This is a genomic window from Mesorhizobium sp. Z1-4, assembly GCF_004000235.1.
GTDB lineage: Bacteria > Pseudomonadota > Alphaproteobacteria > Rhizobiales > Rhizobiaceae > RCIO01.
Window position 1 is genome coordinate 268,769 of sequence record NZ_RCIO01000002.1, and the last position, 20,597, is coordinate 289,365.

The following is a 20,597-nucleotide window of genomic DNA, read 5'->3' on the forward strand; positions in this document are numbered from 1 at the left end:
TGGCAAAGGGAGGAGTGCCATGCCGTCACCTTCGTGCGTTCCAAAGCCGCTTCCGGCAGCCGCCGCGCTGGCCTTCTCGACATTGGTGTTTTCGGCCACCGCGGTGTTTGCGGCGGATCACCGCGTCGAGCCAGGCGAAGGAGCGAATGAACGCCTCATCGAGGCGCTGATACTGGCCGAGCCAGGCGACACGGTGACGATTGCAGCCGGACGCTACGATCTCACCGACGGTCTCTCGCTCGACGTCGACAATGTGACCGTGCGTGGCGAGGGCGCTGAGCGCACCGTGCTCTCCTTCAAGGGACAAACCGGCGCGGGCGAGGGGCTGCTCATTACTTCCGACAAGGTGATCCTGCGCGATTTCGCAGTGGAGGACACCAAGGGCGACGGCATCAAATCCAAGGGCTCGAACGAGATTACCTTTCGCGACCTGAGAGTCGAGTGGACCAACGGGCCGCATGAGGACAATGGCGCCTATGGCGTCTACCCCGTTTCGTCAAAGAACGTGCTGATCGACAACGTTCTGGTGCGCGGCGCTTCGGATGCCGGCATCTATGTCGGTCAGAGCGAGGACATCATCGTTCGCAATTCGACTGCCGAGTACAATGTCGCCGGCATCGAGATCGAGAATTCTTTCCGCGCCGATGTCTACGGCAACACCGCGACCCACAATACCGGCGGTATTCTGATCTTCGATCTGCCCAACCTGCCGGTGCAGGGCGGTCACGACATTCGCGTTTTCGACAACGACGTGATGGACAACGACACGCCGAACTTTGCGCCGGAGGGTAACATTGTCGGAATCGTGCCGAAGGGCATGGGCATCATGGTAATGGCCAACCGCAATGTGCACGTGTTCGGCAACCGGCTTTCCGGCAACGGCACAACGCATGTTCTGATCGCCGCCTATCCGAACGACTATGACGACGACAGCTACATGTTCGTGCCGCGCGGCGTGTATGTCCACGACAATGACTATGGCGATGGCGGCTTTGCGCCCGACGGCGAGGTCGGCAAGATCATCACCGATGTGATCGGCGAACCGGTGCCCGACATCGTCTGGGACGGCGTGACGCGTATCCCGGAGTATTTCTCCTGGGTCTCGGCCGAGAACCGCATCTACATTTCGGAACCCGAGGGCACGAGCTTTGCCAACCTCAAGATGATTTCGCAGATGCTCCTGCCTTGGGGCTGGTGGCCCGACACCGACATCGCCGACTATGCGGGCAGCCTGCCTGAACCGGAGCCGGTGAAGCTGCCGCAGGACGGCGGGGCGTGATCCCGCCATAAGGCCCGACAAGAATGCGCAGAATGATGCTGAGCCGATTTGCAAAGGCCGCGTGGCTGGCGACAGCACTTCTGCTGCCCGTCTCGCAGTCGCAGGCAATTTCGGACAACGCGGTGTCGGCAAAGAAGCCGCCGAGGCTTCTGTCGGAGTTCGGCTTCTTCGCCGACATGACCGCGCAGGAGCCGGCGGTGGGCGTTGTGCCCTTCGCGATCAACACGCCGCTGTTTTCGGACAAGGCGCTGAAATTCCGCTTTGTCTATCTGCCCGAGGGCACCGCAGCGGAGTTCGCGGCGGATGAAGCCTTCGAGTTTCCGGCAGGCACCGCGCTGATCAAGACCTTCGCTTTTCCCGCTGATTTCCGGCAGCCGGACAAGGATATCCGTCTCATCGAGACGCGAGTGCTGCTGCACCAGGAAGGCGGCTGGCAGGCCTGGGCGTATCTGTGGAACGACGAGCAGAGCGATGCGGAGTTGAAAATCGCCGGCGCCAAGGTGCCGGTCGACACAATTGCGGAGGACGGCACGCCGCTCGCGGTCGCCTATTCGGTGCCAAACAAGAACCAATGCAAGGGCTGCCATGCGCTGAACGGCGAGATCGTGCCGATCGGTCCCAAGGCGCGCAATCTCAACGGTGATTTCGCCTATAGGGATGGGGCCCAAAACCAGCTTGAATACTGGATCGCGCTAGGCATGCTTGAGGGCGCGCCGGAGCCAGCGGACGTCGAGGCCGTACCGGGTGCTTTCGATGTCGATGCGCCGCTCGAAACGCGCGCCCGCGCCTGGCTCGACGTGAATTGCGCGCATTGCCACCGGCGCGAAGGACCGGCGAGCAATTCGGGGCTTTTCCTCACCTGGGGTGAGAAAGACCGCACCGCCCTCGGTATTTTGAAGCGGCCGGTTGCAGCCGGCAGGGGCGCCGGCGACCGGGAATTCGACATCAAACCGGGCGACCCCGACGGGTCGATCCTCATCTACCGCGTCGACAGCACGGAGCCGGGCGTGATGATGCCCGAGCTCGGCCGATCTCTGCACGATCGGGACGCAGTGGAACTGCTCAGGGCATGGATTGCCGAAATGGACGGCTAGATTTCCGCGCCTCCGCCCGGATAGTGCCCCAACCTGTTGTTAAGCATCAGCCAAGTTTCCGCCTTGCCAGCACGGAAATCGTAACAGGGCATCACATATTGTGATCTCCGGTACTGGGGCGTATGTGGCAAAAGTCTTGCGAGGGACATGTGGGGAAAGCCGGTAAAAACATGACGAAGAAATATTTCGGCACGGATGGCATTCGCGGCAAAGCGAACAGCTTTCCGATGACGGCCGAGATCGCGATGAAAGTCGGCATGGCCGCCGGGGTGGTTTTCCAGCGCGGCGATCACCGCCACCGGGTCGTTCTCGGCAAGGATACGCGCCTCTCAGGCTATATGATCGAAAACGCTCTGGTTGCGGGCTTCTGCGCCGCCGGCATGGATGTCTTCCTGCTCGGTCCAGTGCCGACCCCGGCCGTCTCGATGCTTGCCCGCTCGCTGCGCGCCGATATCGGCGTGATGATTTCGGCCTCGCATAACCCATTCCACGACAACGGCATCAAGCTGTTTGGCCCCGACGGCTACAAGCTCTCCGACGAGATCGAAAACCGCATTGAATCGCTGCTGAGCCAGGACCTGTCGAGCTCGCTGGCCGCGCCGACCGCGCTTGGCCGCGCGAAACGCGTCGACGGCGTGCATGACCGCTATATCGAGTTCGCCAAGCGCACCCTGCCGCGTTCCATGTCGCTGTCGGGCCTGCGCATTGTGGTCGATTGCGCCAACGGCGCAGCCTACAAGGTTGCGCCCGCTGCACTTTGGGAGCTGGGCGCCGAGGTTGTGACCATGGGGGTCGACCCCAATGGCTTCAACATCAATGAAGAATGCGGCTCGACCCATCCCTACGGTCTTTCCAAGAAAGTGCATGAAGTGCGGGCCGATATCGGCATTGCGCTCGATGGCGACGCCGACCGTGTGGTGATTGTCGACGAAAACGGCACCGTGATCGATGGCGACCAGATCATGGCGCTGATCGCGCAGAGCTGGCAGGAGGCCGAACGCCTCTCGGGCGGGGGCGTGGTTGCGACCATCATGTCCAATCTCGGGCTTGAGCGGTTTCTGACCGGACGCAAGCTCGGGCTGCACCGCACCAAGGTGGGCGACCGCTACGTGGTCGAGCACATGCGGGCGCATGGCTACAATGTCGGCGGCGAACAGTCGGGCCACATTGTGCTTTCGGATTTCTCGACCACCGGCGACGGGCTGCTGGCCGCGCTGCAGGTGCTGGCCTGCATCAAACGCGAGGACAAGCCGGCGAGCGAAGTGTGCAGCAAATTCGAGCCGGTGCCGCAGCTCTTAAAGAATGTGCGCTTTGCCGGCGGCAAGCCGCTGGAGAGCGCGCCCGTGAAGGCGATGATCGACGATGCGCGGGCCAGGCTCGGGGAAAACGGCCGGCTGGTCATCCGGCCTTCAGGCACGGAACCGCTGATCCGCGTGATGGCGGAGGCAGACGACCGGGCGCTGATAGAGAGTGTGGTCGACGACATTGTCGGCGCCATTTCGGAAACGCGCTCGGCAGCATAGCTGTTATCCAAAGTACAACGAAAAAGCCCGCCTCCCGAGGCGGGCTTTTTGTTTGTGCGGGCGCGGCTGAACACCAGTTATTAAGGTAAAAAGTTAGGGTTAAGCGCCGCTTAACTTTTAGCTGGCATGCTGGGTGGGATTTCAATCGATCCGGCATCCGCGCCGGGAAAAACCAAGGGTCGCTCCACATGTTGAGACTTGCGAAACCGGTGATGCTGGGCGCTGTGTTGATCGCCGGTATGGCTGCCCCGGCAATGGCCGCAGATATCTACGAGCCGCCGATCATCGAAGCTCCGCCGCCGATCTACAACGAACCGATCCCGGTCGAGCATTCCTACGGCGGCTGGTACCTGCGCGGCGACATCGACTATCATCTGTCGACCTTCCGCGGTGCAAACTACATTACCTACGGCACTCCGGGTGGTCTCGGCCGCTTCGATTTCGGGAACCTGCGCGGCGCATTCTCCGGCGGTCTCGGTGTCGGTTACAAGATCAACAAGTGGTTCCGTGCCGACCTGACGGCCGACTACTTCTTCCGGTCGACCTTCACCGGCCAGACGTCCGGTGTCTGCGGCGGCGGGGGCGCCTGTACCTCGGCAGATTCTTCTGCCTACAGCGCGATCGTTGCCATGGCGAACGCCTATGTCGATCTCGGGACCTGGCACAAGGTCACGCCTTATGTCGGCGCCGGTATCGGCGGCGCGCGGATCAAGTGGGACGATCTGCGCAACACAGTAGGCGGCACCACCACGGTTCATACCGGCGCTACCAACTGGCGCTTCGCCTGGGCCCTCATGGCCGGCGCATCCTACTGCATCAACCCGAACTGGGCCGTCGATGTCGGCTACCGCTTCATGCGGATTTCGGGCGGTCGCATGTTTGAATACGCACCGCAGGCCGGCCCCGGCTTCGATAGCGGCATCGACGTGCACGAAGGCCGTGCAGGTGTACGCTACCAGTTCGGCGGCGGAAACGCGGGCTGCGGCAAAAAGCAGGAATTCATCCCGTACGAACCCGAGCCCCTGCCTCCGGTCGTCTATAAATAAGACAGGCCAGCTCACCGGAAGCCGCCCCGCCGCAAGGCCGGGCGGCTTCGCTGCGTTTGGACCCGCGAATGGGCGTGAAAAGGATTTGTTAGCCTTAACCGGCACTTAACCATCATAGTTAACAATGCTCCGAGATAAGCAGCGCGCGGGCCCAGGCAGCTTGCGCCATCGGAGTTTGCACCATGCGCCATACCGTCCGTTTGTTGGCTTCAGCAGCAACCATCGCGCTCCTGCCGGTTCTTCCGCTCTACGCGGCCGACTACGACCCGCCGATGGTGATCGAAGACAGCGTGGGGCCGCTGCAGGAAATCGTGCCGGTCGAGGTGGGCAGCGGGTGGTATCTGCGCGGCAGCGTCGGATATGCCTTTGCGACTTCAGCCGACGGAGCCTTCAACTACCGTGTCTTCAATGTGGGCACGGGAACTTACGGCTCGGCGGCCTTTACCACCGCTTCGGTAGCGGGCGGTATCTCCTACGGCATCGGTTTCGGCTACGCCTTCACGGACCTGATACGTGCCGACCTGACGGCCGAACGCTTCAACATACGCTTCAACGGTACGCGCACCTTCGCGACGCCCTGCGCCGGTTTTGCCGCCGGCACGACCTGTGTCTCGAATGACAGCGCGACATTGAACGGCACCACCGTGATGGCCAATGGTTACGTCGATCTTGGAACGTTTGCCGGCTTCACGCCCTATGTCGGCGCCGGCGCCGGTGTGACGCATGTCTCCTGGACAAACCTTTCCAGCACCTATGCCTGCGTGTCAGGCGGCGTTGCCTGTCCTGCGACGGCTACAACGCCGACGACGGCGAACGGTCAGAGCAGCTGGCGCTTTTCCTATGCCGCAATGGCCGGCATGGCCTACGACATCAATGACAAGCTGAAAGTGCGGCTCGGATACAAGTACAAGAAGATCTCCGGCGGCCCGATGTCAGAGTTTACCGCCGCCGACCGGGCACTCGGCGCCTCCGGCACACAAACCACCGACCCGGGCTTCACCCAGCACGAGGTGAAGCTGGGACTGCGCTACGAAATCTGGTGAGTTCATTCGGACTGGGACCCGAACGACGACTGGCGGGCCTCGAGCCCGCCTATTTTTTTGCGCACCGATTGTGTGGTGCTTTGGTAGAATGTGCTTGACCGAAGAAGGCGAAAAGCAGTAACGCCGTCCGTGGGCCACCCCTCCCCAACGAGGGGCGAGCTATCTGAGAGGATAGAACCACGATGACGAACCTACCCAAGCCCGGACTCCGTCCGGCGAACCCCAATTTTTCTTCAGGTCCCTGCACCAAACGTCCCGGTTGGTCGCTAGCAGCGCTCCAGGACGCGGCACTCGGCCGCTCGCACCGGGCCAAAATCGGCAAATCCAAACTGCTCGCCGCGATCGAACTGACGCGCGAAGTGCTGCAGGTGCCCGACAGCCACCTGATCGGCATCGTACCGGCGTCCGACACGGGCGCGGTGGAGATGGCGCTCTGGTCGCTGCTGGGCGAGCGCGGCGTCGACATGGTTGCATGGGAGAGCTTCGGCTCCGGCTGGGTGACCGACGTCGTCAAGCAGCTGAAGCTGAAGGACACGCGCAGCTTCGACGCGCCTTACGGCGAGCTGCCCGATCTTGCCAAGCTCGATTTCGACCGCGATGTGGTGTTCACCTGGAACGGCACGACGTCGGGCGTTCGCGTGCCCGATGGCGACTTCATTCCCGCAGACCGCAAGGGCCTGACGATCTGCGACGCGACCTCGGCGGCCTTTGCGCAGCGGCTCGATTTCGAAAAGCTCGATGTGGTGACCTTCTCCTGGCAGAAAGTGCTGGGCGGCGAGGCCGCGCATGGAATGCTGATCCTGAGCCCGCGCGCGGTTGCCCGCCTGGAAAGCTATTCGCCTGCCTGGCCGCTGCCGAAGATCTTCCGCCTCACCAAGGGCGGCAAGCTGATCGACGGCATCTTCCGCGGCGAGACCATCAATACGCCCTCGATGCTGGCGGTCGAGGACTATCTCGATGCCCTCAACTGGGCGAAGGAAATCGGCGGGCTGGACGCGCTGATTGCAAGGGCGGACGCCAACAAGGCGGTCATCGACCGCTTCGTTGCCTCGGCGGGCTGGCTCGGCAACCTGGCGGTGGTTCCGCAGACGAGCTCGAACACCTCCGTCTGTCTGTCGATCACAGATCCGGAAGTCGCCTCGCTCGACAAGGACGCACAGGCGGCTTTCGCCAAGGCACTTGCATCGATGCTCGACAAGGAAGGTGTCGCCTACGACATCGGCGCCTATCGCGACGCTCCGCCCGGATTGCGGATCTGGTGCGGCGCGACGGTCGAGACCTCCGATCTGGAGGCGCTGATGCCGTGGCTCGACTGGGCGTTCGCTACCCAGAAAGCGGCGCTTAAGGCTGCAGCCTGATTCAATTCGGCCGCCCGCGCGGCGGCCGCTTCCCACATGACGACAACTACCCAAGGAGGCCGATATGGCGCCCCGCGTACTCGTTTCCGACAAGCTTTCGCCCACCGCCGTGCAGATTTTCAAGGATCGCGGCGTCGAGGTCGACTACCTGCCGGACCTCGGCAAGGACAAGGACAAGCTGCTCGAAGCCATTCCCCAATATGACGGTCTGGCGATCAGGTCGGCCACGAAGGTCACCGAAAAGCTGATCAACGCCGCGACCAATCTCAAGGTTGTCGGCCGCGCCGGCATCGGCGTCGACAATGTCGATATCCCGGCGGCCAGCCGGCGCGGCATCATCGTGATGAACACGCCATTCGGAAACTCGATCACGACCGCCGAACATGCCGTTGCGATGCTGTTTTCGGTGGCGCGTCAAATTCCCGAGGCCAACAGCTCGACGCATGCCGGCAAGTGGGAGAAGAACCGCTTCATGGGCGTGGAGATCACGGGCAAGACACTGGGTGTGATCGGCTGCGGCAACATCGGTTCGATCGTGGCGATGCGGGGCGTAGGCCTCAAAATGCATGTGATCGCGTTCGATCCGTTCCTGCGCGAGCAGCGCGCCTCGGAACTGGGGGTGGAAAAGGTGGAGCTCGACGAGCTTTTTGCCCGCGCCGACTTCATCACGCTGCATACGCCGCTCACCGACAAAACGCGCAACATCATCGACAAGGCCGCCATCGCAAAGATGAAAGACGGCGTGCGCATCATCAATTGCGCGCGCGGCGGCCTGATCAACGAGGCTGATCTGGTGGAAGCTCTGAAATCCGGCAAAGTGGCCGGCGCGGGCATCGACGTGTTTGAAACTGAGCCAGCTACAGAAAGCCCGTTCTTTGCATTCGAAAACGTGGTCTGCACGCCGCATCTGGGTGCCGCGACGTCGGAAGCGCAGGAGAATGTGGCGCTTCAGGTGGCCGAGCAGATGGCCGACTATCTGGTCAAGGGCGCGGTTTCCAACGCCATCAACATGCCATCGATTACCGCGGAGGAAGCGCCGCGATTGAAGCCTTTCGTCAAGCTTGCCGAGGTGCTGGGCGCGTTTGTCGGCCAGGTGACCGACGAGCCGATCCAGGAGGTCGAGATCCTGTTCGACGGCTCCACTGCAACGATGAATACGCAGGCGCTTAAAAGTGCCGCTCTTGCCGGCCTGATCCGGCCGCAGGTTGCAGACGTCAACATGGTTTCGGCGCCCATCATGGTGAAGGAACGTGGCGTCGTCGTTTCGGAAGTCCGGCGCGACAAGTCGGGTGTGTTCGACGGCTACATAAAGCTGACGGTGAAGACCAAAGAGCGCACACGGGCGATTGCCGGCACCTGTTTCTCGGACGGCAAGCCGCGCTTCATCCAGATCAAGGGCATCAACATCGATGCGGAGGTGGGGGAGCACATGCTCTACACCACGAACTCCGATGCGCCGGGCATTATCGGCCTGCTGGGGACGGTGTGCGGCAAAAACGGCGTAAACATCGCCAACTTCCAGCTCGGACGAAACCGGCCGGGCGGCGATGCGATCGCGCTGCTCTATCTCGACGCGCCGTTCCCGCCGGATGTGCTGGAGGAAGTGCGCGCGCATGAGTCGATCATTTCGGCGAAGCCGCTCAGGTTCGACGTCGGGGCTTAAGGATTGCGAAACGCTTCGGCCGCGGCCTTGCGGCCGGAGTTTTCCGCGATCCAGATGCCGCCCATCACCAGCAGCAGCGCTACCGCGTGATAGAGCTGGAAGAACTCGCCGAGCACGAGCACGGACAGAAGCGTGCCCCAGATCGGCACCAGATTTATGAACAGCGAAGCGCGGTTCGAGCCGATGATTTCAACGCCGCGTATATAGAAGACCTGGCTCAGAATGGACGGAAAAATACCGGCGTAGATGGCGATCGCCCAGCCCCGGAGGTCGGGTAGGATCATCGTGTCACGCTGCCATTCGAACAGTGAAAACGGTATCGAGGCGATGAAGGCCGAGGTGACCAATACGATCATCAGGCTTTGCCAGTGCAGCTGCGGCTTGAAGCGCAGCGCGACCGTGTAACCGCCGTAAAAGACTATCGCCAGGATCATCAGCGCGTCGCCGAGATTGACCTGCAACCCGGCGAGCCTGGCAAGGTCGCCATTGCTGGCGGTGAGCGCAACGCCGACAATCGTCAGCGCGAAACCGCCGATCTGTATCCAGGTCACTCCGGTGCGAAAGAGCAGGAAGTTGGCGAGGAAGATGAACATCGGCACCGCCGCCTGCTCGATCGAAACGTTGATCGCCGAGGTGTAGTGCAGAGCGGAGTACATGGTGGCGTTGAACAGCGTGAAGCCGGTTGCGCCCAGCGCGAACAGCAGAGGCAGATGCCTGCGCGCCGTTGGCCAGTCGGCACGCAGCCGGCGATGGCCGATCAGGATCAGCACCACCATCGCAAACCCCCAGCGGAAACTGGTGAGCAGAAAAGGCGAGATATGGCCGACGGCGAGTTTGCCCGCGACAGCGTTGCCGCCCCAGAACAGGGTGGTCAGCATCAGCAGAAGATAAGCGGTGCGTTGCATATGCGGGGCGCTTCCTTGGGCGGGAAGCCGAGCTCTACACGCCGGCCGAACGCCGGTAAATGCGCCAGGGGAGCAGAAATTGCCGCTTAAGCGGGGTGAAACGCACCCGAGGCCTCAATGAGGGGTCGCAAGCGGGCCAAGGTGCCGGTATAGAGCCCTGTCATTTTCCGGCGGTTTCCGCCTCTGATTTCAAGGAAATATCCATGGCCAACGTGGTGGTTGTCGGCTCGCAGTGGGGCGACGAAGGCAAAGGCAAGATTGTCGACTGGCTGTCGGAGCGCGCCGACGTGGTGGTTCGCTTCCAGGGCGGTCACAATGCCGGCCACACGCTGGTGGTGGACGGCAAGGTCTACAAGCTCTCGCTGCTGCCGTCCGGTGTCGTGCGTACCGGGAAACTGTCGGTGATCGGCAATGGCGTGGTGTTCGACCCGCATGCCTTTATCGCCGAAGTGGACCGGCTGAAGGAGCAGGGCGTGGAAATCACGCCGGACTGCCTGAAAATCGCCGAAAACACCGCGCTTATCCTGTCACTACACAGGGAACTCGACGGTTACCGCGAGGACGCGGCCTCCAACTCGGGAACCAAAATCGGCACCACCCGGCGCGGTATCGGACCCGCTTATGAAGACAAGGTCGGGCGGCGGGCAATTCGGGTGATGGATCTGGACGACATGGATACGCTGCCTGCGAAGGTGGATGCGCTGCTGACGCATCACAATGCCTTGCGGCGCGGCCTCGGGCATGTGGAAGCCAAGCATGAGGCGATCATGGAAGAGCTGAAAGCGGTTTCGGACCGCGTTCTGCCCTATGTCGACCGGGTGTGGAAAATTCTGGACGATGCACGGCGCGCGGGCCGGCGCATCCTGTTCGAGGGTGCCCAGGGTACTTTGCTCGACATCGACCACGGCACATATCCGTTCGTGACCTCGTCGAACACGGTTTCAGGGCAGGCGGCCGGCGGTTCCGGTGTCGGGCCGGGGACGATCGGTTTCGTTCTCGGCATCACCAAGGCCTACACGACGCGCGTCGGCGAAGGGCCGTTTCCCACCGAGCTCACCGATGAGGTCGGCGAATATCTGGGCACGACCGGCAAGGAGTTTGGCGTCGTTACCGGGCGCAAGCGCCGCTGCGGCTGGTTCGATGCCGTGCTTGTGCGCCAGTCGGTGGCGGTCAACGGAATCGACGGTATCGCTCTGACCAAACTCGACGTGCTCGACGGGCTGGACGAAATCAGGGTTTGCACCGGCTACCGCCTCGACGGCGAGGAGATCGACTACCTGCCGGCGAGCCAGGGCGCGCAGGCGCGGGTCGAACCCATCTACGAAACGCTGGAAGGATGGAAATCCACAACGGCGGGCGCGCGAAGCTGGAGCCAGCTGCCGGCGCAGGCGATCAAATATGTGCGCAGGGTCGAGGAGCTGATCGGTGCTCCGGTCGCGCTGCTCTCGACGAGCCCCGAGCGGGATGACACGATACTTGTGACCGATCCATTTCAAGACTAGGGTCGCGCGTCCGATGCGCGGCCAGACGAAGAACAGGTGAATTGCAGAATGGCCGATTTCGTAGCCGTACTGAAAAAGACCATCGGTGGACTGAGCAACAATACGCCGGAAGCACGCGAACGCGTTTACCAGAAAGCGCGGGACACGATTGCCGGCAAACTTGCGGCTATGCAGCCGCAGCCTTCCAAGATCGTAATCGACCGCCAGAAAAAGGCGCTCGAGGATGCGATTTCGGCGGTCGAGGCAAGTTTTGCCGCGCCGGTGGAAACCGATGACGAGTTCGACGCCATCTTCGCCGGCACCGACACAAAGGCAAAGTCCGGCGAGGCGGTCCCGGAACCCGTAAAGCCCGAGGTTGCGCCCGAGCCGAAAGGCGACAAGGCGGCAGACCTGAAGGCAGAGGCGCACGAGCCGGAAATGGGTGCCGCTGGAGGCAAGGCTGCCCCCGATGCCGTCAAGGAGGCGGAGGCCACACTCGCCGCGGCAAAGGCGACACCCGGCACCGTCTCCAGCAAGGGTGCAGATGACAAGCTGACGCCCGTAACACCTGTTGCAAAGCCCGATCCTGTGCTTGCGGGAGCGCCATCTCCTGTTGCCGCCGGAGCCCAGAACAAGCGCGCTGCCGCCAAAGACAGGCGCCGGATCAGTGGCGGGCTTGTCGCAGCTGTTGTCTCGGCGATCGTGCTTGTCGCGGCAGGATACGGTATCTGGCTCAACCGCGACGCATTTGTCGCCATGATTTCGCCGGCCGATGAGGTCGCACTCGCGCCAACGGAAGACGCGGAAGAGGCGCAGCCCGAAACCGAATCTCCAGCAGAGGAGGTTGCGGCTGGGAACGAGGCCGAGCCGGCCGAAGAAAGCGGTACCCCCGTCGCCGAGGAGGACAAGCCGAAATTCACCCAGCGGCTGACTGCAGAGGGCGGCGAGGTGGATGCCGGGCCGGCCGGCGGCGAAGCGACGATCGGCGAAGGCACCTCGGTTGCCGCGGCAACCCAGCAAAGCGGTGAAGCCGCAACGGGCGGCGAAACCAGTGCGCCGGCAACGTCCAACAATGCCACGCTGCCAGTCGGCCAGCGCGCCATCTTCTATGAAGAACGGACGACGGGCGCCGACAGCACTGCCGAGGCAGGGGCGACCGTGTGGTCGATCGTGCAGGAATCGCCCGGCGGCGACCTGCCGGCCGAACCGGCGATCCGTGCCGAGGTGACGGTTCCCTCCAAGGGCATCCGCATGCGTATGACATTGCGGCGCAATGCCGATGCTTCACTGCCAGCCAGCCATATCATCGAGATGATCTTCCTGACGTCGGAAGGCTTCGAGGGCGGCGGGATCGACAATGTGTTGCGGGTTGCGATGAAGCCGACCGAGGCTGCCGCCGGCAACCCGCTGATCGGCATTCCGGCGAAGATCGCAGACGGATATTTCCTGATTGCACTCTCCAACGTGCCGGAAGAAAAACAACTCAATCTGCAGCTCATGCGCCAGCAGAGCTGGATAGACATCCCCATCGTCTACAAGTCGGGCCGGCGCGCGCTGGTGACGATGGAGCGCGGGTTCCCCGGAGACCGGGCATTTGTCGATGTGCTTTCGACCTGGAACAGCATCGAGAACCCGGCAACCGAACAGTCTGACGAACAATCGTCGGCTGCTGCGGGCAACAACTAAGCAACGAAAAAGCCGCGCACCCAAGGGTGCGCGGCTTTCATCCACGTTGGCTTGTCGCGGCGATCAGGCCGGGTGAGCGTCTATAACCTGCTGCGCCTGCTGGCGCGCGGCGGCCTTCACCGCGTCCTGGACCTTTTCAAAAGCGCGAACCTCGATCTGGCGGACACGCTCGCGGCTGATATCGAACTCGCCGGAAAGTTCTTCCAGCGTAATCGGGTCCTCGGATAGCCGTCGAGCCTCGAAGATACGCCGCTCGCGCTCGTTGAGGACTTCAAGAGCACCGGCCAGCATGCCGCGGCGGTTCTCAAGCTCGTCCTGCTCGACCAGCATGTCTTCCTGGCTTTCCTGGTCGTCCACCAGCCAATCCTGCCATTCGCCGGACTCACCTTCCGAAGCGCGGATTGGCGCGTTCAGCGATGCGTCGCCCGACAAGCGGCGGTTCATGGAGACGACCTCGGCTTCCGAGACGTTGAGCCGCGTTGCGATCTCCTTCACCTGGTGGGGCTTCAGATCGCCTTCATCCAGCGCCTGGATGCGACCCTTGAGCTTGCGCAGGTTGAAGAACAGACGTTTCTGGTTCGCGGTGGTGCCCATCTTCACCAGGCTCCACGAGCGCAGGATGTACTCCTGGATCGATGCCTTGATCCACCACATGGCGTAAGTCGCCAGCCGGAAACCGCGCTCCGGCTCGAATTTCTTGACGGCCTGCATCAGCCCGACATTGCCTTCGGAAATGACCTCGCCGATTGGCAGGCCATATCCGCGGTAGCCCATCGCTATTTTAGCGACAAGGCGCAGATGGCTGGTGACAAGCTTGTGGGCGGCGTCCGTGTCCTCGTGCTCGTGATACCGCTTGGCGAGCATATACTCTTCCTGCGGCTGCAGCATCGGAAACCGGCGGATCTCCTCGAGATACCGGCTAAGACCACCTTCGCCCGAGACGATGCTCGGTAAAGTCTGGGCCATAAAGCACCCTCCTCTTTGTTCGTACCACCCCCGTTACGGCGGGTTTCAAGTACGCAGCCGCCAATGAACGGCGCACTGCGCCTTTTCTCATATAGGTACCGATTCTGTTTTTGCACTAGTCGGGAAGACAGGTAGCCGCCAATCACGCCGATTTGTTGACAAAGCGCCCCAAACGGCGTCAGAGCGCGCGAAAACCGTTGATCAGAGCCGAAAAATCGGCCGGAAGCGGGGTCTCGAAGCGCATTCGCTCGCCGGTAACCGGGTGGTCGAAGGCCAGCAGCCATGCATGCAGGGCCTGGCGCGGAAATGCCGAGACAGTTTCACACAGCGGAGCGGGTAAGCGGTTTGCCTTGGTGAAAAAGGCAGCGCCATAGTCGCGGTCGCCGATCAGGGGATGGCCGATATGGGCCATGTGGACACGAATCTGATGTGTTCGGCCGGTTTCGAGGCGGCACTCCACCAGCGCGGCATCCGATTTTCCATCTTCGGCGAAATCGTAGCGCTCCAGCACCGAATAGGCGGTCACGGCATGGCGTGCGTCCGGCCTGCCCTGCGGGACCACCGCGCGGCGGGTACGATCTGACCCGGCGCGGCCGAGGGCTGCTTCTATGGTTCCGGCCGGGCGCAGCGGGATGCCCCAAACCAGCGCCTTGTAAGCGCGTTCCAGGCCGCCGGAGCGGCCATGGTCGGCGAATGCGTCGGCAAGCGCGCGGTGGGCAATGTCGTTCTTGGCCGCCACCATGACACCGCTGGTGTCCTTGTCGAGACGATGGACAATGCCCGGCCGCCGCACACCGCCAATGCCGGAAAGCGACGCGCCGCAGTGATGAATGAGAGCGTTAACCAGCGTGCCGGCGGGATTTCCCGCGCCGGGATGGACCACCAGCCCGGCCGGCTTGTCGATGACGATAATGTCGTCATCCTCGTAGAGAACGGCCAGAGGTATCGCTTCGCCCCGCGGCTCGGCGGGTTCGGGTTCGGGCGGCGTCAGGCGGACGCGGTCGCCTACCAGGAGCTTGCGTTTCGGCTCGGTCACAGCCGCGCCCCCCACCGTCACATGGCCGTCGCGGATCAGAGCCTGAAGGCGCGAGCGGGAATAGAGGCCCTCAAGTGCGGTCGCCAGCCACTGGTCAAGACGTGCACCGGCCGCGTCGTCGCCTGCAACGATCTCTTCCAATGCGGTTCCGGCTTCGTTATCAGGGGCGCTCATTTCTCACCAACCGCGCCGGGAACGACCATGACGCAAAGCTTCAACGATGAAGACGAGAAGCCGCTCGATCCGGCGGTAGAGCGCGTGCGGCGCAGGGTTATGCGCTTCATTGCGATCAATCTCGGCATTCTGTTCCTGGCGCTTATGGCTGTGGCCGTTGCCATTGTCTACCGGGTGGGATCGCGCGGCGGCGAGACAGCGGCAGAAACCGAAGGCGGCGCTGCCTCGACCAAAATTGTGGAGCAGGGCACGATTACCGTGCCGGACGGGTCGCGCATTGTCTCGCAATCTCTTTCGGGAACGCTTCTGTCGATCGAGGTTTCCAGCGCCGATGGCGGGCGCGAGTTTGTCATCTACGACCTTTCGACGGGGGCGGTGTCCGGCAGGGTGACGATCGAACCGCCGCGCTAAGAGCATCAGAGCGCGGCTGATGCTGCGCATTGCGCACAAGCTGTTGCATTCGCGGTTCAAGACGACTATATCGCGCCGTCTGCGCAGGCTCCCATCGTCTAGCGGTCCAGGACGCCGCCCTCTCACGGCGGAAACAGGGGTTCGATTCCCCTTGGGAGTGCCAGTTTTCCGGCTTTGCCCCCGGGCATCCATGCCACGCGCACAGCACCCGTCGGCGCACTCTACCCGTTATAGTTAGTCATCCGTTAAGCCTTGGACACCATACTCAGGATTCTAGGCCGGCTGGTGGGCTTATTGCGGGTAAATCGGCTGAATTCGAGGGTGAAAAAAGTGAAATCCGGGGGTGCAGAAGGCGGCGAGGCGACTAGCCCGGCCGTCGAATGGCTCGGACGCTCGCTTAGTCCGCGCGAGGCGGCAGAACTCGCGGAATTGACCTGCGACTGGCTTTGGGAAACCGACGAGCACCACAGGTATAGCTGGCTTTCCGACAGTTTCGATGTTCATTCCCATGGCTACCGGGACAAGATGATCGGGCGTTCGCGGCTTGAGTTCATCGCCGAGACGCTGCACTCGAGCCAGACCGCCGAAGAGCACCGCGAAATACTTGCGGCCCGCAAACCGTTTCGAGGCCTGACATTCAAGGTACGCAGCGAGCGCGAGCACACACGCTGGGTGACGGTAAGCGGCGTGCCGCGCTTCGACAGCGAGGGGCGGTTTATCGGCTATCGCGGCATCGGCCGCGACGTTTCCCGGCCTCTCGAGATCATCGACGAGCTTGTCGAAACCCGGAAGAGCTTTCGCACAAAAGCAGCCTGGCAAGGCTGGCCGACGACATGAAGGCCGGCGAGGACCACGCGGCCAAGCTGATGGCCGCCCTCGACGCCATGCAGGATGCCTTCTGCTACTACGACAGCGATGACCGGCTGGTGCTCTACAACCGTGCGCTCGTCGATATGTATCCGGCACTAGCCGACATCATCAAACCCGGAACGAAGTTCGAGGAGTTCATTCATCGCGGCCTCGAACGAGGCGTGTTCAAGGAAGGCAAGCCGGCCAGCTGGGCCGCGGCGGCGATAAGCGAACACCAGCGGTCGGCTACATCGGAAGCGATACTGGAACTCAGCAATGATCGCGTGATCCTGCGCCGCAACCTGCGTGCGGAAGACGGCGGCATGCTTTGCATCAGCACGGACATTACCGATATCAAGGCAAACGAACGCGATCTGACCGCGATGAAGCGCGAGGCCGAAGCGGCACAGAAGCGGCTGCGCTCGGCAATCGATGCGCTGGATTCGGGCTTCGTGCTCTGGGATGCCGAAGACCGGCTTGTTGTCTGCAACGAGGCGTTCCGGCGCCAGTTCTCCTTCCTTCCGAACCTCAAGGAAGGCCGGCGGTTCGACGAGATGTTCCTGGAGTTCGCGCGTTCCGGCGCGGTCAATGAAGCGATCGGGCGCGAAGAGGAGTGGGTGGCGGAAAATGCCGCCAAGCGCAGGGAGGAGCTGGGGCAGGAGATCGTCTTCCAGACACATGACAATCGCTGGATGGCGAGGCGCGACACTCTGACGGAGGACGGCGACCGGGTCGGGATCAGAACCGACATCACCGAGCACAAACGGCACGCCACGGCGCTGGCAACGGCCAATGACCGCAACGAGCAATTGCTGACCGACTTCGACCTGGCGCTCGGCCAGATGAGCATGGGTGTTGTGCTGCTGAACGCCGACCTGACGGCCGCACTTATCAATCGTGCGTTCTACGGTATCTGGAAACTCGAGCCTGGCGCTGTCGAGGTGGGCGACCATTTCCGCAAGCTGATGGATATCAACCGGCACAGCGGCATCTACGATGTTCCCGACGAAGGCTGGGAAGATTATGCCGAAAGCCGGTTGGCCGAAATCAGCGCGGGCAACATCGAACCGCGCGAACTCAAGCGGGCAGACGGTTGCACGCTGCTTTATTCGGTAGCCGCGCTGACCGGCGGCAAGCGGCTTGTTTGCTACTACGACATCACCGAAATGAAGGATCGCGAAGCGGAGCTCGCGCGCACGGTGCATATGGCGCGGTTGGCCGAGGGCGTGATCAACAGTGTCAGCGACCCGATCTTCGTCAAGGACCACAATCTCGATTTCGTGCTCGTGAACGAGGCGTTCGCCAACGTGTTCAATACCGAACCGGCCGACATGATCGGCCGCAAGGGCGGCGATTACGTAACCGACGTTGAAGTTTCCGAATTCGAGGACAGCGAACGGCTCGTGCTGCAAACGGGCAAGCAGTACGAAAAGGAAGAAGATTACGAAGAAAACGGCGAGCAGCTTTCGCGTATCGTGCGCAAGAACATCGTCCGGTTGCCGGGCGAGAAGGATTATGTTGCCTGCCGTATCTTCGACGTTACCGAGCTTAAGCGTCGCGAACGCGAGGCCGAGATCGCCCGCGCCCAGCTTGAGATGGTGGTGGAATCGCTGCCCGCGGGCGTTCTCATCTACGACCGCCAGAACCGGCTTGTGGTGGCGAACCGGCAGGTGCGGGACCTGCTGCCGGAAATCGAGCAGACGCTTCAACCCGGCCAGTACCTTCACGACTATCTGCGGGCTGCGCATACCGCCGGCAGGCTGCGCAGATCGGGCGATGCCGAACTCGATGCGCTCTACGAAAGCGACGCAGAGGAATGGATCAGGCGCTATGAAGCGCTCTACGAACTGCCGCACGCAGTTTACGAGCGGTGCTACGCCAACGGCCGCTGGTACAAGGTCATCGACATGCGGACGCCTGAGGGGATCTTCATTGGCGTCCGTGTCGATATTACCGAACAGAAGGAACGCGAGGCCGCGCTCCAGAAAAGCACGCACGAGAACGAAATCTATCGCAGCATCATCGACAACGTACCTGTCGCCATCTATGCGAAATGGCCGGACCTGAAGATGATGTATGTGAACAAGGTCTGGTCGCAAATGACCGGCCTCAGCGAAGAGGAAGCGATCGGGCATACGGACGGAGAATTGTTCGGCCCCGAAGGCGACCAGTTCATGGACGATGACCGCAGAGTGCTGCGGGATCGCGAAACGATCGAATTTGCCGAGGCAGCGACCAATCCCGACGGCACCGCGCGGCATCAGATCGCGCGCAAGAGCGTGATGACGGCGAATGACGGGTCGCTTTACCTGATCGGATCGACAACCGACATCACCGAACTCAAGAACCGCGAATCCGAACTTCAGGAAGCCCGGCAGAAAGCGGAACTGGCGGACCGCGCGAAATCCGAATTCCTGGCCAATATGAGCCACGAGATCCGGACGCCCATGAACGGCGTGCTCGGCATGGCCGAGCTGATGGCGAAGACCGACCTCGATTCCAAACAGCGTACCTTCGTGGATATCATCACCAAGTCGGGCAACGCGCTGCTGACGATCATCAACGACATTCTCGACTTCTCAAAGATCGATGCCGGGCAGCTGGTACTCGACCCGGTGCCTTTCGCTCTGACCGAGGCAATCGAGGATGTCGCCACGCTGATGTCGACCAGGGCAAAGGAAAAGGATCTGGAACTGGTCGTTCGGGTGGCGCCGGCATTGCACGACACTTATGTCGGCGATGTCGGCCGGATACGGCAGATCGTCACCAATCTGGTCGGCAACGCCGTCAAGTTCACCGAGGCAGGGCACGTGCTGGTGGATGTGAACGGCGAGGATCTGGGTGATGGTCGCAACCGGCTGAAGATCAGCGTCACGGACACCGGCATCGGCATACCCAGGGAGAAGCTGGCGCTGATCTTCGACAAGTTCAGCCAGGTCGACGCGTCATCGACGCGGCGGCACGAAGGCACGGGCCTTGGTCTTGCAATCACGCAGCGCCTGCTCGGCCTGATGGATGGCGAAATCAGCGTCGAAAGCGAAGAAGGTCGGGGTTCGACTTTCCGCATATCTATCGAACTCGAGCGCGCAGAACAGCTGGAGCCGGAGCGCGTCGTGCCGGTGGATGTCAGCGGCGCGCGTGTGCTGATTGTCGACGACAATCAGATCAACCGGTCGATCTACAGCGAGCAAATGGAGGCATGGGGTTTCGATGCCTGCGCCGCGAGCGGCGCTGTGGAAGGGTTCAAGGTTCTGAAGGCTGCGGCGGATTTCAACGTCGGGGTCGATTGCATCATTCTCGACTACCAGATGCCGGGCATGAACGGTGTCGAGATGGCGCGTGCAATGACACAGAAACCCGAACTAGCGGATATTCCGATCATTATCCTGACTTCCGTGGATCATTCGCTGAGCGGCATTGCGATCAAGCATACCAATATCGTGACGCAGCTGGTTAAGCCGGTGCGGTCTTCGCAGCTGCTGGAAACGGTTGTGGCGGCGATCCAGAAACGCCGCGCGGGATCGCTGCCGCATGCCGATCATGACCTTACCGGGTTCAAGACAATGCGTGCCGATGCGCCTCCGGCAGCGCCCGAGCCGGAACAGGTTCCGGTGGAGGGCGAGCGGCAGGCAAACGCGGCAGCCGCAGAGCAGAACCGCCCGCCCGCGCGGGGCTCCTCCAGCGGACTGGATGTGCTGGTTGCCGAAGACAATGAAGTCAATCAGCTGGTCTTCTCGCAGATTCTCGGCGAGACGGACCTTGCGTTCGAACTCGTCGGCAATGGCCGGCTGGCGGTAGAAGCCTACAAAAAGCATCGGCCGCGGATGATCCTGATGGATGTCTCGATGCCGGAGATGAACGGGCACGAGGCCACCAGCGCCATCCGCGAACTGGAAGCCGGCGAGAGTACGCGCGTGCCCATTATCGGCGTGACCGCGCATGCGCTGAAGGGCGACCGGGAGCGCTGCATCGAGGCAGGCATGGACGACTACCTGTCGAAGCCGATCAGCCCGAAAGCACTGCTCGACAAGGTGAAGGTCTGGCTCTACGACGAAGCCGGTTCGGCGACCCAAACCGGATGAC

General features: G+C 62.1%; 15 protein-coding genes and 1 tRNA gene. 13 read left to right on the top strand and 3 right to left on the bottom strand.

The features are described 5' to 3' along the window. The first annotated feature begins 19 nt into the window (after positions 1 to 19). From EP165_RS08340 to serA, 7 genes are all read left to right on the top strand, one after another. Positions 20 to 1,279, top strand: a complete 1,260-nt coding sequence (locus EP165_RS08340) for a parallel beta-helix domain-containing protein (protein ID WP_127521395.1) — start codon at positions 20 to 22, stop codon at positions 1,277 to 1,279. A 32-nt stretch (positions 1,280 to 1,311) separates the two neighbouring features. Beyond that, the gene (locus tag EP165_RS08345) at positions 1,312 to 2,373 is read left to right on the top strand and encodes an SO2930 family diheme c-type cytochrome (protein WP_206075885.1); all 1,062 of its coding nucleotides are present in this window, start codon (positions 1,312 to 1,314) and stop codon (positions 2,371 to 2,373) included. A gap of 170 nt (positions 2,374 to 2,543) precedes the next feature. After that, positions 2,544 to 3,896, top strand: a complete 1,353-nt coding sequence (glmM, locus tag EP165_RS08350) for a phosphoglucosamine mutase (RefSeq protein WP_127521397.1) — start codon at positions 2,544 to 2,546, stop codon at positions 3,894 to 3,896. 188 nt (positions 3,897 to 4,084) lie between these two features. Further along, positions 4,085 to 4,942, top strand: a complete 858-nt coding sequence (locus EP165_RS08355; RefSeq protein ID WP_127521399.1) for an outer membrane protein — start codon at positions 4,085 to 4,087, stop codon at positions 4,940 to 4,942. A gap of 182 nt (positions 4,943 to 5,124) precedes the next feature. Beyond that, positions 5,125 to 5,985 carry an outer membrane protein gene (locus EP165_RS08360; RefSeq protein WP_127521401.1) on the top strand — a complete coding sequence of 287 codons (861 nt, stop codon included), beginning with the start codon at positions 5,125 to 5,127 and terminating at the stop codon, positions 5,983 to 5,985. A gap of 182 nt (positions 5,986 to 6,167) precedes the next feature. Then, positions 6,168 to 7,343 carry a phosphoserine transaminase gene (locus tag EP165_RS08365; protein WP_127521403.1) on the top strand — a complete coding sequence of 392 codons (1,176 nt, stop codon included), beginning with the start codon at positions 6,168 to 6,170 and terminating at the stop codon, positions 7,341 to 7,343. Between the two features lie 64 nt (positions 7,344 to 7,407). Then, positions 7,408 to 9,006: a phosphoglycerate dehydrogenase gene (serA, locus tag EP165_RS08370; protein ID WP_127521405.1), complete on the top strand. Its 1,599-nt coding sequence runs from the start codon at positions 7,408 to 7,410 to the stop codon at positions 9,004 to 9,006. On the opposite strand, the gene EP165_RS08375 is transcribed toward serA, so the two are convergent. After that, positions 9,003 to 9,911 carry a DMT family transporter gene (locus EP165_RS08375; RefSeq protein WP_127521407.1) on the bottom strand — a complete coding sequence of 303 codons (909 nt, stop codon included), beginning with the start codon at positions 9,909 to 9,911 and terminating at the stop codon, positions 9,003 to 9,005. The genes serA and EP165_RS08375 overlap by 4 nt on opposite strands. A gap of 203 nt (positions 9,912 to 10,114) precedes the next feature. On the opposite strand from EP165_RS08375, the gene EP165_RS08380 reads away from it, so the two are divergent. Together EP165_RS08380 and EP165_RS08385 are read left to right on the top strand one after the other, a co-directional pair. Continuing rightward, complete coding sequence (locus EP165_RS08380) at positions 10,115 to 11,413, top strand: adenylosuccinate synthase (protein ID WP_127521409.1); 1,299 nt, start codon at positions 10,115 to 10,117, stop codon at positions 11,411 to 11,413. Positions 11,414 to 11,461: 48 nt separating this feature from the next. Further along, positions 11,462 to 13,078, top strand: a complete 1,617-nt coding sequence (locus EP165_RS08385; protein ID WP_245440082.1) for a hypothetical protein — start codon at positions 11,462 to 11,464, stop codon at positions 13,076 to 13,078. 63 nt (positions 13,079 to 13,141) lie between these two features. On the opposite strand, the gene rpoH is transcribed toward EP165_RS08385, so the two are convergent. Beyond that, entirely contained in the window at positions 13,142 to 14,044 is a 903-nt protein-coding gene (rpoH, locus tag EP165_RS08390; RefSeq protein ID WP_127521411.1) for an RNA polymerase sigma factor RpoH, read from the bottom strand. Positions 14,045 to 14,222: 178 nt separating this feature from the next. After that, a complete protein-coding gene (locus EP165_RS08395; RefSeq protein ID WP_127521413.1) occupies positions 14,223 to 15,254 on the bottom strand; it encodes an RluA family pseudouridine synthase in 1,032 nt (343 codons plus the stop codon). A 27-nt stretch (positions 15,255 to 15,281) separates the two neighbouring features. Here EP165_RS08395 and EP165_RS08400 point away from each other — a divergent pair, with 27 nt between their 5' ends. From EP165_RS08400 to EP165_RS08415, 4 genes are all read left to right on the top strand, one after another. After that, on the top strand, positions 15,282 to 15,665 hold the full coding sequence (locus tag EP165_RS08400) for a fimbrial protein (RefSeq protein WP_127521415.1): 384 nt from the start codon (positions 15,282 to 15,284) through the stop codon (positions 15,663 to 15,665). Positions 15,666 to 15,752: 87 nt separating this feature from the next. Continuing rightward, positions 15,753 to 15,828, top strand: a tRNA-Glu gene (locus tag EP165_RS08405). Positions 15,829 to 15,995: 167 nt separating this feature from the next. Continuing rightward, positions 15,996 to 16,502 (top strand): PAS domain-containing protein, encoded by a 507-nt coding sequence (locus tag EP165_RS08410; RefSeq protein WP_164742985.1) that lies wholly within the window; start codon positions 15,996 to 15,998, stop codon positions 16,500 to 16,502. Continuing rightward, a complete protein-coding gene (locus tag EP165_RS08415) occupies positions 16,499 to 20,596 on the top strand; it encodes a PAS-domain containing protein (RefSeq protein WP_127521419.1) in 4,098 nt (1,365 codons plus the stop codon). The genes EP165_RS08410 and EP165_RS08415 overlap by 4 nt, the downstream gene beginning before the upstream one ends. The last annotated feature ends 1 nt before the right edge of the window (position 20,597 follow it).

Excerpts from the sequence above, each read along its gene's own strand:
- EP165_RS08340 (WP_127521395.1), top strand. The coding sequence starts at position 20 with ATGCCGTCACCTTCGTGCGTTCCAAAGCCGCTTCCGGCAGCCGCCGCG.
- EP165_RS08345 (WP_206075885.1), top strand. The coding sequence starts at position 1,312 with ATGATGCTGAGCCGATTTGCAAAGGCCGCGTGGCTGGCGACAGCACTT.
- glmM (WP_127521397.1), top strand. The coding sequence starts at position 2,544 with ATGACGAAGAAATATTTCGGCACGGATGGCATTCGCGGCAAAGCGAAC.
- EP165_RS08355 (WP_127521399.1), top strand. The coding sequence starts at position 4,085 with ATGTTGAGACTTGCGAAACCGGTGATGCTGGGCGCTGTGTTGATCGCC.
- EP165_RS08360 (WP_127521401.1), top strand. The coding sequence starts at position 5,125 with ATGCGCCATACCGTCCGTTTGTTGGCTTCAGCAGCAACCATCGCGCTC.
- EP165_RS08365 (WP_127521403.1), top strand. The coding sequence starts at position 6,168 with ATGACGAACCTACCCAAGCCCGGACTCCGTCCGGCGAACCCCAATTTT.
- serA (WP_127521405.1), top strand. The coding sequence starts at position 7,408 with ATGGCGCCCCGCGTACTCGTTTCCGACAAGCTTTCGCCCACCGCCGTG.
- EP165_RS08375 (WP_127521407.1), bottom strand. The coding sequence starts at position 9,911 with ATGCAACGCACCGCTTATCTTCTGCTGATGCTGACCACCCTGTTCTGG.
- EP165_RS08380 (WP_127521409.1), top strand. The coding sequence starts at position 10,115 with ATGGCCAACGTGGTGGTTGTCGGCTCGCAGTGGGGCGACGAAGGCAAA.
- EP165_RS08385 (WP_245440082.1), top strand. The coding sequence starts at position 11,462 with ATGGCCGATTTCGTAGCCGTACTGAAAAAGACCATCGGTGGACTGAGC.
- rpoH (WP_127521411.1), bottom strand. The coding sequence starts at position 14,044 with ATGGCCCAGACTTTACCGAGCATCGTCTCGGGCGAAGGTGGTCTTAGC.
- EP165_RS08395 (WP_127521413.1), bottom strand. The coding sequence starts at position 15,254 with ATGAGCGCCCCTGATAACGAAGCCGGAACCGCATTGGAAGAGATCGTT.
- EP165_RS08400 (WP_127521415.1), top strand. The coding sequence starts at position 15,282 with ATGACGCAAAGCTTCAACGATGAAGACGAGAAGCCGCTCGATCCGGCG.
- EP165_RS08415 (WP_127521419.1), top strand. The coding sequence starts at position 16,499 with ATGAAGGCCGGCGAGGACCACGCGGCCAAGCTGATGGCCGCCCTCGAC.